This window comes from Olivibacter sitiensis DSM 17696 (assembly GCF_000427965.1).
Lineage (GTDB): Bacteria > Bacteroidota > Bacteroidia > Sphingobacteriales > Sphingobacteriaceae > Olivibacter > Olivibacter sitiensis.
The window spans coordinates 1-16,116 of sequence record NZ_ATZA01000039.1; the positions used below are offsets into that span (position 1 = coordinate 1).

10 protein-coding genes are annotated in these 16,116 nt (G+C 45.3%); 2 read left to right on the forward strand and 8 right to left on the reverse strand.

The annotated features are described in order from the left end of the window. From A37S_RS25060 to A37S_RS0116925, 3 genes are all read right to left on the reverse strand, one after another. Positions 1-188, reverse strand: a 188-nt coding sequence (locus A37S_RS25060) for a DUF4372 domain-containing protein (RefSeq protein ID WP_028297637.1), incomplete at its 3' end; no start/stop codon positions are given. 125 nt (positions 189-313) lie between these two features. Continuing rightward, a complete protein-coding gene (locus A37S_RS0116920; protein ID WP_028298020.1) occupies positions 314-562 on the reverse strand; it encodes a hypothetical protein in 249 nt (82 codons plus the stop codon). 98 nt (positions 563-660) lie between these two features. After that, a complete protein-coding gene (locus tag A37S_RS0116925) occupies positions 661-2,724 on the reverse strand; it encodes a helix-turn-helix domain-containing protein (RefSeq protein ID WP_028298021.1) in 2,064 nt (687 codons plus the stop codon). Between the two features lie 199 nt (positions 2,725-2,923). Between A37S_RS0116925 and A37S_RS0116930 the strand changes: the two genes are divergently transcribed. Beyond that, positions 2,924-3,505, forward strand: coding sequence for an ankyrin repeat domain-containing protein (locus A37S_RS0116930; RefSeq protein ID WP_028298022.1), 582 nt, complete (start codon positions 2,924-2,926; stop codon positions 3,503-3,505). 91 nt (positions 3,506-3,596) lie between these two features. After that, positions 3,597-4,667 (forward strand): acyltransferase family protein, encoded by a 1,071-nt coding sequence (locus tag A37S_RS0116935; protein ID WP_028298023.1) that lies wholly within the window; start codon positions 3,597-3,599, stop codon positions 4,665-4,667. An 88-nt stretch (positions 4,668-4,755) separates the two neighbouring features. On the opposite strand, the gene A37S_RS0116940 is transcribed toward A37S_RS0116935, so the two are convergent. From A37S_RS0116940 to A37S_RS0116960, 5 genes are all read right to left on the reverse strand, one after another. Then, entirely contained in the window at positions 4,756-7,248 is a 2,493-nt protein-coding gene (locus tag A37S_RS0116940; RefSeq protein ID WP_028298024.1) for an ABC transporter permease, read from the reverse strand. A 202-nt stretch (positions 7,249-7,450) separates the two neighbouring features. Further along, positions 7,451-9,811 carry an ABC transporter permease gene (locus A37S_RS0116945; protein ID WP_028298025.1) on the reverse strand — a complete coding sequence of 787 codons (2,361 nt, stop codon included), beginning with the start codon at positions 9,809-9,811 and terminating at the stop codon, positions 7,451-7,453. A 238-nt stretch (positions 9,812-10,049) separates the two neighbouring features. Further along, entirely contained in the window at positions 10,050-12,503 is a 2,454-nt protein-coding gene (locus tag A37S_RS0116950; protein ID WP_028298026.1) for an ABC transporter permease, read from the reverse strand. A 219-nt stretch (positions 12,504-12,722) separates the two neighbouring features. Continuing rightward, a complete protein-coding gene (locus A37S_RS0116955) occupies positions 12,723-15,155 on the reverse strand; it encodes an ABC transporter permease (protein WP_028298027.1) in 2,433 nt (810 codons plus the stop codon). A gap of 312 nt (positions 15,156-15,467) precedes the next feature. After that, complete coding sequence (locus A37S_RS0116960) at positions 15,468-16,088, reverse strand: hypothetical protein (protein WP_028298028.1); 621 nt, start codon at positions 16,086-16,088, stop codon at positions 15,468-15,470. Positions 16,089-16,116: the final 28 nt, after the last annotated feature.

Sequence of the window (16,116 nt, forward strand, 5' to 3'; positions counted from 1 at the left end):
GAATCACATCGGCTGAATATTCCGAACAGCATCGTCATGAGTTGTGTCCATGAATCAAAGGTCTTGTAATAGCGGTCAGACCGGTGCTTGCTCACAAGCATCTCAAATTTGTTCCTTGGAATAAAACCTAATAATTGTTTGAAGATTGGCTGACCGACTAATTTCTTTTCTGTATTTTTATCACTCATATTTTTAGTTTGTCGTAAAACCAAAATATGAAAAAAGGAGCTTGCCAGATATGGCAGCTCCTTAAATTATTTTTTGTCGGTCAGTAGTGATTTTTTTTGTTGATCTTTCAAAATCTGGGGTGGTCTTAACTAGAAAACTCATTCAAAAAAATTCTTGCATCTTTCAATTCAAGTTCCCCTTTTTCATATTTTTTAATGTCAGACAGCGAGTTCTTAAGTCTATCGAAAAGTTCTTGCTCTTTTTTGTTCAACGGACGACATGCTTCATCGACATTTCCCGTTTGAATCTGATAGGGGATATTTAACGCATCAAAAAAGGCCTTGATTACTTTTTCAGACTGCTTGTCATTAATATTTACGGTGAATGTTGTCATGCCATTGGTATTTAAAATCCCATTGACACAAAGATAGATAAAAAAGTGCTAATATATCAATGGAGGTCAAAATCAACAGTTTGTGTGTGTGACCATTGCTACAGCAATCCTTTATCTTCCAAAGATATCCTAATTTCCTTATGTTTATCCCAAAACTTGGTTTCGATGGTATGCATGACCTTCTTGAATTTGGGATTGCTCCTAATGGGATCCATTATGGGGTCTTGTGGCAATAAAAGGATCCAATATTGAAAATTGTCTTCTTTCGAGAACAGTTTGAGGTGATTAATTGATTTTTGATTGTTTCCCAGATACAAATGGTATAGCGCCAAATGTACCTCTTTGTAGATAGACTGGTCGCTATCCGCATAAGCCTTGAAACTGGCAGCGAATTTTTTCGCTTCTTCCTTCATTCCCATTTGGGACATGACAATGGCTATCGTGAGGTCTACGTTTTTAAATACATCCACCTGTTGCGCTTCCCGAAGGTCGATGAATTGCTTGAAGTACCGATAGGCCTCTTTGTTGTCTCCAGTGTAATGGTACGTTTTGGCCACTTCTTGCAGGAAATGCAACTGTGCGGGATTCCTGTCCAATTCTTTCAGCAGCAATTGCCTACCCTGTTCGACACGCTTGTCCTTGGCAAAGAGAATGGCCGCTTTGACCCAAATGGAGAAGGAATTTCCCGGATTGTAATCCAATGATTTGTTGATATGGTCGAGGGATTCCTCTATAAATCCGGTTTGGATAAGGGCATTGCTCAGGTGCAGATAATTGAGGCTCATTGCGGCAGAATCATGCGCTTTGGCATCTAGCCGAAGCCCCTTGAGCGCATATTCCAGGTATTTGGCGGTATTGGGCAGATAACCATTGTATAGGTCCGAGAGAAAATTGATGGCCAAAATGGAATTGGGATTGTATTCCAATGCTTTTTCGAAATAAGGAACTGCAGCTTCGTACTCGCCTTTGTGCGCATAGAACAGGGCTTTGGCTATCAGGCTTTCCGGCAATACGGGATCATGGAACAATGCCTTATCTGCAAAAGAGGCAATATCACTTGTGTATTTCTTCTCCGTTTGAAAAATATCCAGGTAGTAGCAAGCTATGGCAGCGCAAGCATGGGCGAGCGCAAATTTGTTGTCCTGTTCAATGGCCTTTTTGAAATAGGCAATCGCACTTTCCAGGTTTTCGCTACCGCCTTGACGTAACAAATCCAGCCCCTTTAGGAACAGGTCATAGGCCACCAGATTTTCCGTGGGTTTCTTCTCTATTTGCTTTCTCTCATCTAGGGTGACAATCACCTGGATCTCGCTGGCAATGTCCTTGGCAATTTCCTGTTGCAATTGAAAGATGTCTTTCACCTCACGTCGGTACTGCCTCGTCCATAGGTGCTTGTCGCTCGATGCTTCGATCAATTGAATGTTCAATAAGATCTGGTTACCGATTTTTTGTCCGCTTCCTTCAACGAAATAATTTGCATTCAGTTCCCTGGCCATTTCCGGGATGGACTTGGCCGTGTTCCGATACTTTTCGGCCGATGTGCGACTGATAACTTTCAGATCCTTTATCTTTTGTAGGTTGTTTAGCGTTGACTCCATCAGGCCATTGATGAGGTAGACGTTGGTAGAATCGTTGCTGTCGTTTTTAAAGGGCAATACGACTATTGATTTTTCCAATGTAATCGGTTCGGGGGACGGCCACAGATAATAGCCCATCCAGCCAATACCAAACAATATAAGCAAGGCGACGAACGCGAGGATTATGGGGCGTCGTGTGCGGTTGGGCCGAGCGAAATCCACCTCGTTCACTTCGCTTTCCGTTTCGCTTCTTTTATTGGCTTCTCCCGGCGGATATCCATAATATTCGCGAAAACATTTGATGAAATACGATGTGCTGCCAAAGCCCACTTGGTGGGCTATTTCGGAAACCGTCAAGGAAGACGTTCTCAACATATCCATACTATGCTTGAGGCGCACCTGTCTGATGAACTGGCTCACCGATAGGTTGGTCAGGTGCTTCACCTTGCGCAACAGGTTCGATCGGCTCATGTGCGACGCATCTGCCAGCTCCGACACGCCGAACTGTTCATTGGATAGGTTATCCTCTACAATGGTAGTGATTTGGCTTATAAAGTCTTTTGTGTCGGGCTGCAAATCAGGCATGGCATTGACTTTCTTTTGTGAAACAAATATACCCTTTGCATTGGCTTTTGCGTCATAATTTATACCGATTCATCATAATTTATATGACTTCCCTCAAACTTGATGCTTTTGGCATCAAAACTATTTAATCCGCGAAATGAAAGCGACCGACCTTTACAACATCGAAAACAAGCATAGTAATTTTAAAAAAAAAAACAGTATGAAAACACAAAAAGACAATTTGCTGAAAGTAGACGCTAAGGGTGTCTTTTTCTTTACATTATTATTGATAATGGGCGCCTGTTCTGGTGGAAGTGGCTCGTCATCCGATAAGAGCAAGGTAAAACCCCCGGCAGTTGATATCCATGCCGCAGTAGCAACGGGCAATGAAGAGGCACTGAGGCAACATATTGCCGCCGGGACCGACCTAGACGAAAAAGACCCTTACGGCGGGTCGAGTCCGTTGATATCTGCTGCCTTGTTCGATAGGCCCGAGATGGCCAAGCTATTGATAGATGCGGGAGCCGATTTGAATTTCCAGAACAAGGAAGGATCCACGGCACTTATTACGGCTGCTTTTTTCGGTAGACCGGAAATCGTGCAAATGTTGTTGGATAAGGGTGCCGATAAAACCATAAAGAATAAGTATGGTGCTACTGCCTATGAATCCGTAGCTGCTCCTTTCAGTGAGGTGAAAAGCACTTACGATATGATGGGCAAGATGCTGGAACCCATGGGACTAAAGCTCGACTATGCCTATCTTGAAAAGGTAAGGCGGGAAATTGAGGAGATGCTGAAATAAGGTGAGTTTAGGTATTAATGTCGTCACCTCGACCGTGGGTCAGCAGTGGGTTGCGGGGAGTGGAGAGGTCTCATTAGAATTAAGAACAAAAATGTCAACATCAACTAGAAGATACGATATCGATTGGATAAGGGTAATCACCATAGGTTTGCTCTTGTTTTACCATGCCGCCATTGGTTTCCAACCCTGGGGAGGCATGATAGGGTTTATCACCACAAATAAGTCATGGGAATCATTATGGATTCCCATGACCATGCTTAATGTATGGCGTATACCGCTGTTGTTTTTTGTGTCGGGCATGGGCGTTTATTTCGCCATCCAGCATAGAAATTGGAAGCAACTGTTACTTGAACGGGCCAGTAGGATTTTGCTGCCATTCTTATTTGGCGTTTTTGTTATCGTGCCTGTCCATGTGTATATCTGGCAATATTATTATCAGTTTGACCTGGCCTATTTCCCCAATCCGGGCCATTTATGGTTTTTGGGCAATATCTTTGTCTATGTCCTCCTGCTGTCGCCGGTTTTCTTTTATTTGAAGCGGAATGGGCAGGGTAGGCTCGTGAGCTGGATGAGGAAATGCCTTGGCAATCCCTTGGGATTGCTGCCAGTCATGGGCGTGTTTGTCGCCGAAGCGTTACTTCTGGACCCAAGACCTTTTAAGCTATATGCTATGACTTGGCACGGGTTCTGGCTGGGACTGCTGGCATTTTTCTTCGGCTTTTGCTTCGTCTTATCCGGCCGTACCTTTTGGGCGATGATCGCGAGATGGCGATGGTTGTTCCTAGGCCTTGCGATCATCGCTTTTATTCTTAGGTTCGTGTATTTCCAACCCTATGCACCGAATTACCTGCTTGCTATAGAGTCCAATTGCTGGATTATTTCGGTTTTTGCATTTGGCCATAAATATCTCAATCATCCTAGCAAAGCATTGACCTATTTAAGTCAGGCAGCCTATCCCGTTTACATTGTCCATATGGTATTTCTATACCTTGGGTCGCTGTTGATATTCCCATTAGACGTGGCCGCTCCCCTTCAATTTGCCTTGCTTTTGGTGTTTACCGGTATCGGATGTTTCGCGTCGTATGAGTTTGTTATCCGCAGGGTAAATTTTCTCAGGCCATTGTTTGGGTTGAAGAGGGATGGGGCTTTTAGTTCTTTATAATCTTAACGAAATAAATCCGAAAAACTTTACCAAAGTTGCGCGCAAAAGCCGTAGTGCTGGCGAACTTTGGTAAAGTTCTTAAGCTTAGCTACTCATCCCTTAAACTATCCACTGGATTGGCTATTGCCGCGCGTATCGCCTGCCAGCTTACCGTAGCCAAGGCAATCACCGCTGCTGCCAATCCCGCAGCGGCAAACATCCACCATTGGATGTCGATATGGTAGGCAAAGTCGGCCAACCACTTGTGCATAGCCCACCAGGCGATAGGGGAAGCTATGAGGATGGCTATCAGCACGAGTTTTACGAAATCCTTGGAAAGCAATGTTACAATACCCGATGCGGAAGCCCCCAGTACCTTGCGAATGCCGATTTCCTTGGTGCGCTGCTGCGCAGTAAACGCACTCAACGCCAGAATGCCCATGAGGGCAATACCCAAGGCTGCCAAGGTAAGGTAGCCCGTCAATTTGCCAAAGCGTTCGTATTTTTCCATCAATTTGGCAAAATCCTGATCCACCCAGGAGTAACGTACCGGAAACTCGGGCTCTATCGTTTTCCAGAGAGCCGCTACTGATTGTGCGGCATCCTTAGCCTGCTTTCCGTCTATTTTGACGAACAGGTTGCTGTGTCCTATAAAATTTCTTGGTTCATCTACGCCCATCATATAGATTTGAGGTGTTATCTCGGTATCATAGCCCGATAGGTGGGTGTCTTTTAGCAGGCCGATGATGCGGTACTTCATGCCCATCAGATCCACGGTCTTGTCCAAGGGGTTTTCCCAGCCCATTTTTCTGGCAGCTGCCTCGTTGATAATGGCGGCATCCACTGTATCGCGTGCATATTGTTCGGAAAAATCCCTTCCCTTGACAATGTCCATGCCCAAAACGTCAAAGAAGCCAAAATTGATGAGGCTAAACTGGATAGGTAACGTATTGCCACCGTCGTAGCTTGCGGTTTGGATCGTACCACTGGCCATTCCCGGATAAAAATTGCCACTGCTTACCTGTTGTACACCCGGTATTTGGAGCAATCGATTTTTGATTTCCGTAGATCGGTCGTTTGGCTGCCCAGGGAACAACAGCGTATTGGTTCGCTGTATGCGTAGTACCTGTGCACCGTCGAAGCCAGGATCGTTATCCTGCATGAAACGCAATTGCAGGAAAATGACGAGCACACTGATGATGAAGCAGGAGGCAATGCTGTACTGGGCGACCACTAGACTATTCCGCAGCCATTTGCCCTTTACTGTTCGGGAGATGTTGCCTTTGAGCACTTTCACCGGGCGATATGCGGATAGTACGAATGCGGGGTATCCCCCCGAAACGAGCGTTACGGCCAGTACAATCGACGCCAATTGCCAGAGGAGCAGCTGATTTTGCCCTTGGTTGATATCGTTCCACAATTGCAGGTCGAGCAGGAAGGTAGTATTGAGCAAGTCTTTGAGTGCCACGGTGAGGTACAAGGACAATAATAGTGCAAGTAGGCACAGGATAAAGGCTTCCATCAGAAATTGTATGATGAGCTGTCTGCGCGAAGCACCCATCACCTTGCGCATGCCAGATTCCTTGGCGCGTCTTCCGGCACGTGCTATGGCCATATTGGTATAGTTTATACAGGCCAATAACAGCACCAAAAAACCAATTAGGGAGAAAACCATTACGGGCATTCGGTTTCCTTTGTCGAAATCGTATACGGGGACCTGTGACGACCATTCCTCGAACCCTTCAGGCTGCAGGTGAATGGCCTGCACAGGTTCAAAGAATACACCTAGATCTGCGATGCCTCGATTTTCGGCCAGCCAACGTACCGGATCACCTTCTATTTCTACTTTCGACCCGGCACTGCCATCCGTGCGTGAAGCGGCGTAATGCTTGGCATATATGCTGCTTGCCTTTTCCCGCAGATTGGCAACTGAAGCATGTGCATTCAGCCGTACATAGGTGTCGTGGTTACGCATAAACCAGTTGGACGCAAAATGCAGAGAATGGTAGGAAAGGCAGACACTGAAATCGAGGTGCGATGGGCCGGGTTTTTCGATTACCCCCGTGATGGTGTATATTGTCTGTGTATTCACAGTGAGGGTCTTGCCTAGTGGATTTCCCTTTCCGAACAACTTCTCGCTCATGGCTTTGGTGATCACCGCCGTATTGGGGCGGTTGAGGGCTGTCCGTGCATCCCCGTGGATAAAAGGGTAAGGAAAGACGGCAAAAAAATTGCTGTCGGCACTGATGACCTGTTTTTCGAAAAACTCCTGTTCGCTGATGGCGATGATATTTTCCTCGTAAGGAATACTTACTCGCGACATCAGTTCTACTTCCGGGCATTCCTCCTGCAGGTAGGTACCCAAAGGATATTGTACAGATGGCGATTTTTCCAGCCCGTCCTCGTTACGTTCACTTACCCCTAAGCGGTACACACGCCTAAGCTCGGGATCCCATTGGTCGTAATTGTGCTCGCGGTTGACATAGAGCAGTATCAAGAGGAAAACGGTAAGGCCAATGGAGAGCCCCAGGATATTGACTGCCGTGTACGTTTTGTCTTTCCAGAGGTTCCGCCAGGCGATTTTGATATAATTCTTTATCATATTTTTAGATATGAGATTTGAGATTACTTAAAACTTATCACGTGTAACTTCTCTGCTTTAGTCTCTGGTCTCTTATTGCCGTCAGGCAAGTTGTTTGCTTTTAGTTCTTAATAATCTTAACGAAATAAATCCGAAAAACTTTACCAAAGTTGCGCGCAAAGGCCATAGCGCCGGCAAACCTTGGTAAAGTTCTTAAGCTTAGCTACTCATCCCTCAAGCTATCCACCGGATTGGCTATTGCCGCTCGTATCGCCTGTCCACTAACGGTGAGCAACGCAATCACTATGGCAGCAAATCCAGCCAAGGCAAACATCCACCATTCGATATCGATCCGATAGGCGAAATCTTCCAGCCACTTGCTCATGGCCCACCAAGCGATAGGGGAGGCGATGATAATGGCTATCAATACCAACTTGACGAAATCCTTGGTGAGCAGTGTCGCTATACCTGAAACAGATGCTCCCAATACCTTGCGGATGCCGATTTCTTTGATACGCGTTTCTGCGATATACGATGCAAGTCCCAATAGACCCAAACAGGAGATAAAAATGGCCAACAAGGAAAATATAAACGATAGTGATGCCGTCTGCTGCTGATCTTTAAACTTCTCGGCATACCGCTGATCTACAAAATGGTAGTTGAACGGATATGCGGGATTGAATTTCTTTAAAATATTTTCGATGGTTTGCAGGTTCTGCTGCATGGAGCGATGTTCGTCTGTACGAACGATCATATTGAACATCCAATTTTTGGAAGGATATACCAGCATCGGTGTAATATCTCGATAGGGAGAACCGCTGATGAAATCTTTGAAAACACCTACTATGGTGTAGGTGTCATCGCCCCATTTTAGGTATTTCCCTACGGGATTTTCAAGCCCCATGGTTTTGATGGCCGCTTCGTTCAGTATCACGGAGCTGCTGTCTGCCGGAAGGCGGGCATAATCGAAATCACGCCCATCGATGAGCGTTAAGCCTACGGTTTTTACAAAATCACTTTCCGCACGGGCGAGTTCAAAGGACATGTTTTTTATTTGTTCGGGTGTGGCCCCATCCCACGAAAAACCTCCGCTTGACGAGGACGCATTCGTCGTGATCGTCCATCCCGTGCGTGTCACTCCTTTTGCGGCACCACTGTTCAACAGTTCGGCTTTGATGGCTTCATAGTTTTTATCAGCGCCTCCTTCTAGCGGAATTTCGAGCAGCTGCGATGTCGTATAGCCTACGTTACGTTCGCTGGCATGACGGATTTGAAGGCGTACGATCAATGTGGCCACGATGAGAACCGTAGCAATACCGAATTGCAAAACCACCAATACTTCACGAAAGTTTAGCGTGTACTGGCTTTTTTTTACTAGACCTTTTAAGGTTTTTATCGGTTGGAAAGCCGATAGGACAAATGCAGGATAAGTCCCGGCAAGCAATCCTGTGCAGCCGATGAAGCTTAGCAAGCCCAACCAAATCAAAGGATTGGCAACTTCTAGTGAAAGGGGCTTGTCCAATACCCGGTTGAACAGCGGCAACGCCGTAAAGCTCAATAATATCGCAAGTATTCCGGCAATAACCGCGATCATAACGGATTCCGTCAGAAATTGGCCGATGAGACTGCTTTTTCCGGCACCGATAACCTTGCGCACACCGACTTCTTTCGCTCTTTTTTGGCTCCTGGCCGTGCTCAGGTTGACGAAATTGATACAGGCAATACACAAGATCAGTAAGCCTATTCCAACAACCAGACGGACCTCCTCAATTTTTCCACCTATGGGAATACCATTCTCAAAGCGTGAATAGAGGTGCATCTTTGACATCGGATAAAGAAATATGGAATTAGACTTCATATCAGGCGCGTGTTTGCTAACGATAGGCGCTATTTTTTTGTTAAAAGCTTCCACATCCGTTCCGCTGCGTAACCGTACATAGGTGTAGTACGTGTTTGTATTCCAACTGCTAATGTACGTATTGGTATGATCCAAGGGTATCAGATAGCTGAAATCAAAATCGGTCTGGCTGGGGAGATCTTGAAGCACAGCCGTAACTTTATAAGGTTCTTCGTTGTCCAAAGTCACTATTTTTTCCAATGGATCTTCATCGCCAAATAAGCGCTTGGCCAGCTGTTGGGTAAGAACGATACTTTTTTGACCATCCAGAGGTTTTGTTGCATCGCCACTAAGCAAGGGAAAACCAAAAACCTGTAAAAAAGACGGATCTACCGCGTTCCCGATGGACTTGAGGCTTTTGTCTCCATAGGCCAAAAGGCGGTCGGTAGACCAGTACATGCGTGCAGCGTGTTCCACTTCGGGGTATTCCTCTTTTAACGCAATGGCGGCAGGTCCAGAGGTGATGTCATGAACACTTACTTTTCCTTCGTCTGAATATCGATTCCAAAGTTTATAGATATCATCCTTATGCGTATAAAAGTTATCGTATTGCAGTTGATTCTGCACCCATAGGGAAACGATCAATACGGCGGCCATGCCGATAGCCAGACCAATAATGTTGATGGCCGAATATCCCTTGTTTTTCCATAGGCTTCGCCAAGCGGTTTTGAAATAGTTCTTTATCATATTTTTAGTATTGAGATATGCGTATTGAGATATGAGACATTAGATATGAGATTTGAGACTACTTAAAACTTATCACGTGTAACTTTTCCTGCTTTAGTCTCTGGTCCCCGACTGCCGTCAGGCAAATTTTTTGCTTTTAGTTCTTAATAATCTTAACGAAATAAATCCGAAAAACTTTACCAAAGTTGCGCGCAAAGGCCATAGCGCCGGCAAACTTTGGTAAAGTTCTTAAGCTTAGCTACTCATCCCTTAAACTATCCACCGGATTGGCCAATGCCGCTTTGATTGCCTGCCAGCTTACCGTTGCCAAGGCGATTGCCACGGCCGCCAATCCAGCCAAGGCAAACATCCACCATTCGATATCAATCCGATACGCGAAATCTTGGAGCCACTTGCTCATCGCCCACCAAGCGATGGGAGAGGCGATGATGACCGCTAGGAATACTTGCATGATGAATCCTTTGGCCAAAAGATTGACGATGGCAGGAATGGATGCGCCCAATACTTTGCGGATGCCGATTTCCTTGGTACGAAGCTCAGCCATATAAGCTGCCAAGCCAAACAAGCCCAGACAAGCGATGAAGATGGCCAGTCCCGCAAATCCAGTAAAAATATATCCTGTTTGGACAACGTCTTTATAAATGGACTCGAATTGACTGTCCATAAACGAAAACCGCATGTCTTGATTGGGTGCAAATTTGCTCCATATACGTTTCACTTCTTCCACACTTTGAGCGATATCGCCCTCTTTGAGTTTGACCGAGATCATGTGCGGACTATGCCCCAAAGCAAGTGCCATACCACCTATTTCACCTTCGCGTATGGATTCAAATTCAAAATCCGAAACTACCCCGATGACGGTAAATGCTTGCCAATCATTCACAATGCGTGCACCAACAGGTTGCTCTAAATTAAGCATGTTGGCAAGCTTTTCATTGATGATGACCGATTGGGAGTCTGTCGCCATGGAAGAAGCAAAATTACGCCCCGCAGTGAGGTCGATTCCCATGGTTCCGATGTAGTCTTCATCCACTTGCCAAAATTGCGATTGCACCGGATCGGTGGTCTGCTTTGTACCCTCGTTCCATATTGGATTGCCATTGCGCTTTGCCGCCGCCATATGTACAGGTAGATAATCGCCTATCGTAACGTTTTGAACAAGCGCAGATCTTTTCAACTCCGACTTAAAAGCCTGGACTTGGCTGCCCAGCATGTTTGTACCCTCCAAAACCATTATTTGTGATTTGTCAAATCCGGGTTGCCTATGGAGGATAAATTGCATCTGATAATGGATAACTAAAGTACAGACGATCAAGATGACAGAAATGGTAAATTGGAAGACTACCAACCCTCGGCGTAAAATCGGTTGACGTGCGCCGGTACTGGTCTTTCCTTTCAGGACGGTAGCAGGTTTGAAGGATGAGAGGTAGAAGGCAGGGTACACGCCCGCCAGTACACCGATAACCAAAGAGGTGGTTCCCAGAAATGGAATGAACCACCATTCCCGCCAAGGAAATGCTATGGTTTTATCGCTCAACTGATTGAATATTGGCAAAAAAAGCACAGCGGCAAGGATGCCCAGTAGTACTGCCAGTGAACAATAAAATATGGACTCCAATAAAAAATGGAGGACAATAGCGGATTGTTTGGATCCTACTATTTTGCGCATACCTACTTCCCGTGCTTTTGCGGCAGAACGTGCGGTTGCCAGATTGACAAAATTGATGGCAGCGATGGCTAAAATAAAAATGGCTGTTGCGGTAAATAACCAAACTACCCGCTGATCTCCTTTATTGTCTGTAAAGATTTGATAATCAAGTATGTCATACGAATTGAGGTGAATATCCTGTATCGGTTGCAATATCAATTTGGCAGATTTCATCCGTTCGGTAATTGGTCTTCCAGCAGTTTTTGCCGCTGGGATCATGTAGTCGTTGATGACCAAATCACCCATCCGATTCTGTAACGAACTGATATCGGCACTAGGTTTGATTTTTAGGTAAATGACATAGTTGCTGGCATTCCAGTTCTCTTGTTCTCCTTCATAAAAATGCATGTTGTTCAATGATACAAAAAAGTCCAGGCCATGTAGGTGGGAGTTGGAAGGAATATTCTCCATAACTGCGGTGATGGTAATCGCCACCGATTGGTCTCCGTTGATAAAAAGGCGTTTGCCGACGGGGTCGATACCGGGATAAAGTTTTTCGGCTTTTCTTTTCGTGATGACAACACTCATCGGATTTTTCAAAGCGTCTTTCAAATTTCCGTAGGCCGTTGGCTGCGGCATCATGTCAAGAATTGCTTGGTCGGCAAAAGTAAACCCCTCTTCGTAAAACAGCTCTGGCTTGTCTTCCGTACTAATCTGGTTGCTACCTGCACCGAATAGTGGGCTGGGCAAAAGACGACCCTGAACTTCTATATCTGGAAAGTAATCCTCTAGCACCTTTGACATAGGAGCGGGAAAAGAAGTCCCTTTTGTGTTTTCTCCTTGGTTATTCTGCGATTGACCGACCAAGCGATAAATGCGGTCGGAATCGGGGTAGGATTTGTCATATCCCCGTTCATGCAAAACATACAAGAGTATGAGGAGACATGCGCCAATGCTTAAGGCAAATCCACCTATTTTTATGGCGCTATATTTCCATTCCTTAAGGAAAGTACGCCAAACGATTTTAAAAGAATACTTTATCATAATATTTAGATATGAGACATTAGTTATGAGATTTGAGACTACTTAAAACTTATAGCGTACAACTTTTATTAGATCAGCTTTTGTCTTTAGTCCCTGACTGCCGTCAGGCAAGTTCTCTGTTTTTAGTTCTAAATAATCTTAACGAAATAATTTCCGAGAAACTTTACCAAAGTTTGCCTATGCTTTGGCCTTGCGCACAACTTTGGTAAAGTTCTTAATTTACTCATCCCTTAAACTATCCACCGGATTGGCCAATGCCGCTTTGATAGCCTGCCAGCTCACGGTCGCTAATGCAATTGCAACTGCTGCCAGTCCCGCCAAAGCAAACATCCACCATTGTATTTCGATTCGGTACGCAAAGTCCTCCAACCATTTGTTCATCGCCCACCACGCGATGGGAGAGGCGATGACAATGGCAATCAGCACCAGTTTGACGAAATCGGACGAAAGCATTCGCACGATACTGGATATCGATGCTCCCAATACCTTGCGGATGCCCACCTCTTTGGTGCGCTGCTCCACCATGTAGGTTGTGAGGCCAAAGAGTCCCAAGGAGGCAATAATGATGGTAAGGATTGAAAACGATAGGGCAATTTTGCTAACCCGTTGCTCGGCCTTGTACATCGATTCAAACGACTCGTCGAGAAACTGATAGCTGAAGGGCATGCCTGGTGCCATGGATTTCCATTGGGTTTCAATACGGCTAAGCAAGGTCTGTACATCACTTGCGTCGACTTTAAAAGCCGTGGTCCATTTATTATAGCCCAAGCGCATGCAAAGTGGCCCGATATGCTGGCGCAAAGATTCAAAATGGAAATTTTCCACCATCCCGACAATGGTATAGGCTATGGGCGGTGCGGCAAGATCATCCGGCATATAGAGCTTTTTTCCTACCGGGTCGTCATATCCCATTAACCTCGCGGCAGCCTCATTGATGATGAGACCTGTTGAATCTGTTCCATAATCAGGAGAGAAATTCCTCCCTTTCAATACCTTCATATCCAATGTGGGGACATAATCGTAATCGATATTCCACACCTGCATGCTGAACATATTGTTCTCATTCATTACTGCATCCGTTGAAAAAGAATTGTCGCTTCTGGAAGAATTGCCCACGGGAAGGTAACCCGCGAAGGAGGCGGCCTTAACACCATTCATCTTCGCCACTTCGTTCTTGAACGCATCCCCACCGTTGCCTAGCGCTCCCGTACCATTGATGACCAATACCTGGTCCTTGTTGAACCCGATTTTTTTGTTCCGGATATAATTCAGCTGTTGGAATACAATGACGGTGCCGGTTAGGAGTATAATGGTGGTGACAAACTGGAACACGACCAGTGAACTCCTGAAATTGCTTTTCTGAAATCCGCCGTTTATCTTGCCTTTCAGTACTTTAATAGGCCGAAACGCCGACAAGAAAAGCGCCGGATAAAGGCCAGCCAATGTTCCTACGACAATGGTCAACAATAATAGAACGATCAGGTATGCCGGTTTGGCTAAATCTGAAATGCCGAGTTCCTTGCCAGAAATCGTATTGAAGCTCCCAAGGGATAATCCAACCAGACCTATCGACAGCAATAAGCCGAGAAACACCATGATGATCGATTCAACGAGAAACTGGCCGACTAACAAGCGTCTTCCTGTTCCCAGCACTTTTCGGATGCCCACTTCCTTGGCACGTGAGGCTGATCGCGCGGTAGACAGGTTCATGAAATTTACGCAGGCAAGTAGTAGGATAAATAGCGCCACAGCTACAAAGATGTATACATACTGTATGCTGCTATTGACGCCCAATTCTGGATGCCTGTCTGAATGCAGGTGGATGTCCGTCAGGGGTATTAACGAGTAGTCCAGCCTGTTGCCAGCCCGGGCAAATTCTTCCATGGAAGCCACATTCATATACTGTTTCGCCTGGGGTAGGATATATTTATCGATTACCTGTTTAAAATTCTTTTCGAATGCTTTATAATCCGTCCCCGGCTTCAGCAGGATGTATGTTTGGAAATTGTGACTCAAAAAACTTTCCCATGGATAACGTACGTTTTTCATGGAGAAAAAGAAGTCGAAATTGAAATGCGAATTGCGTGGAATGTCTGCTATCACCGCCGTCACTTTGTATAGCGTGCCATTGTTGTCGTTTGTTTCAAGGGATTTACCTACGGCATTTGTGGTGCCGAAATACCGGTTTGCCGCAGATGCCGTAATGACGACCGTATTGGGTTCGTTTAGCGCGGTGTGGGTATTACCGGCAATAGCCGGCAACGTGAATACATCGAACAAGGTAGAATCAACGTGTGCCACACGGCTTTCATTGATGAATTGGTTGCCTTTCTTGATAAGCTTTGATCCCGAAGAGGCATAAAATCGGGTGAATGTTTCCACTTGCGGGTAATCGTTTTTTAAGACCGCACCCATGGGGTCGCTGCTGGTAGCCAGCGTGAGGTCAACGCCGCCAATACGCAAATCGGAGTTGACGCGATAGATGCGATCTGCCTTTTCATTGTACTTGTCATAGCTTAGCTCATCCACTACATATAAGGCAATCAGGATGAAGCAAGCCAAACCAATTGCCAGGCCAGCAATGTTGACGATGGAGAACGTCTTGTTCTTAACAAGGTTTCGCCAAGCGATTTTGATGTAATTTCTTATCATAGTTTTAGATATGAGACATTAGATATGAGATTTGAGACATCAAACGTCAGAAAATCTCCTTGAGTTATAGGTGATAAATTTTAAGTGATAAACATCACAGTGGCCATGCCACCAGAAGATTTATAACTTACAACGTACAACTCAAAAAAGGTCATGCCAAAATCGTTCCTTTTGTTTTAATGATCTTATTATCAGTATTTTGATTGATTTTTTGTCTATAGAATTGTCCGATAACGGACAGTGATTGTGCGAAAATGAATAAGGGTATGCAAGGTGCTAGCTGACTTTATCCTAAGTGCCAATGGCAAGTGATCAATCCGCTTGTTCTGTATCGGACACCGATGGAACAGGGAAGTGCGGGCCATAAAAACAAGTCCATGTCTGATCCTCATAGATGGATGTATAGGTGATGGCTATCCCAATGAGGCCTTTACGGTTGAATAATTCGTACAGTTGCTCTGCTGTTTTGTTTTCGCGATTGGCGTTGCCCACCAGCGTGATTTTTGAATTGGCTGGAATCAACTGCTTGCTGGAAAGGTTGGTATAATAAATGTCTAGCCGTTCTTCAGCTAGATTGGGGTTGATTTCCTCGAGTATAAAATTGGCTAAGTCCATGGCATAAACGGAATCTTGGTAATGTACGTAGAGCGATTTGATCAATGCGGGGCCGATGCCGTTGTTCTCCAGGTTGATTTGATGCCTGGTTCCTTGATCATAGCTTGTTCCCAGCTGCAGGTAGGGGAGTACAGCCATCTTCTGTGCCTTTTCCTCTAGGTAATACATCTTGTTGGAAAGATGGGTCTGGTAGACCAAGATAAATAGCGTGGAAACACTGACAAACAGTGCAGATAAGCTCAATATCCGATTGGTCTGTAGCAGTTTTTTCTTCTTGGCCGAGAATAACGCACCCGGCTTGTCTAGGTTTTCTTCCATGGATGTTCGTATTCAAATAATCAAAAAA

Excerpts from the sequence above, each read along its gene's own strand:
- A37S_RS0116930 (WP_028298022.1), top strand. The coding sequence starts at position 2,924 with ATGAAAACACAAAAAGACAATTTGCTGAAAGTAGACGCTAAGGGTGTC.
- A37S_RS0116920 (WP_028298020.1), bottom strand. The coding sequence starts at position 562 with ATGACAACATTCACCGTAAATATTAATGACAAGCAGTCTGAAAAAGTA.
- A37S_RS0116925 (WP_028298021.1), bottom strand. The coding sequence starts at position 2,724 with ATGCCTGATTTGCAGCCCGACACAAAAGACTTTATAAGCCAAATCACT.
- A37S_RS0116955 (WP_028298027.1), bottom strand. The coding sequence starts at position 15,155 with ATGATAAGAAATTACATCAAAATCGCTTGGCGAAACCTTGTTAAGAAC.
- A37S_RS0116945 (WP_028298025.1), bottom strand. The coding sequence starts at position 9,811 with ATGATAAAGAACTATTTCAAAACCGCTTGGCGAAGCCTATGGAAAAAC.
- A37S_RS0116960 (WP_028298028.1), bottom strand. The coding sequence starts at position 16,088 with ATGGAAGAAAACCTAGACAAGCCGGGTGCGTTATTCTCGGCCAAGAAG.
- A37S_RS0116940 (WP_028298024.1), bottom strand. The coding sequence starts at position 7,248 with ATGATAAAGAATTATATCAAAATCGCCTGGCGGAACCTCTGGAAAGAC.
- A37S_RS0116950 (WP_028298026.1), bottom strand. The coding sequence starts at position 12,503 with ATGATAAAGTATTCTTTTAAAATCGTTTGGCGTACTTTCCTTAAGGAA.
- A37S_RS0116935 (WP_028298023.1), top strand. The coding sequence starts at position 3,597 with ATGTCAACATCAACTAGAAGATACGATATCGATTGGATAAGGGTAATC.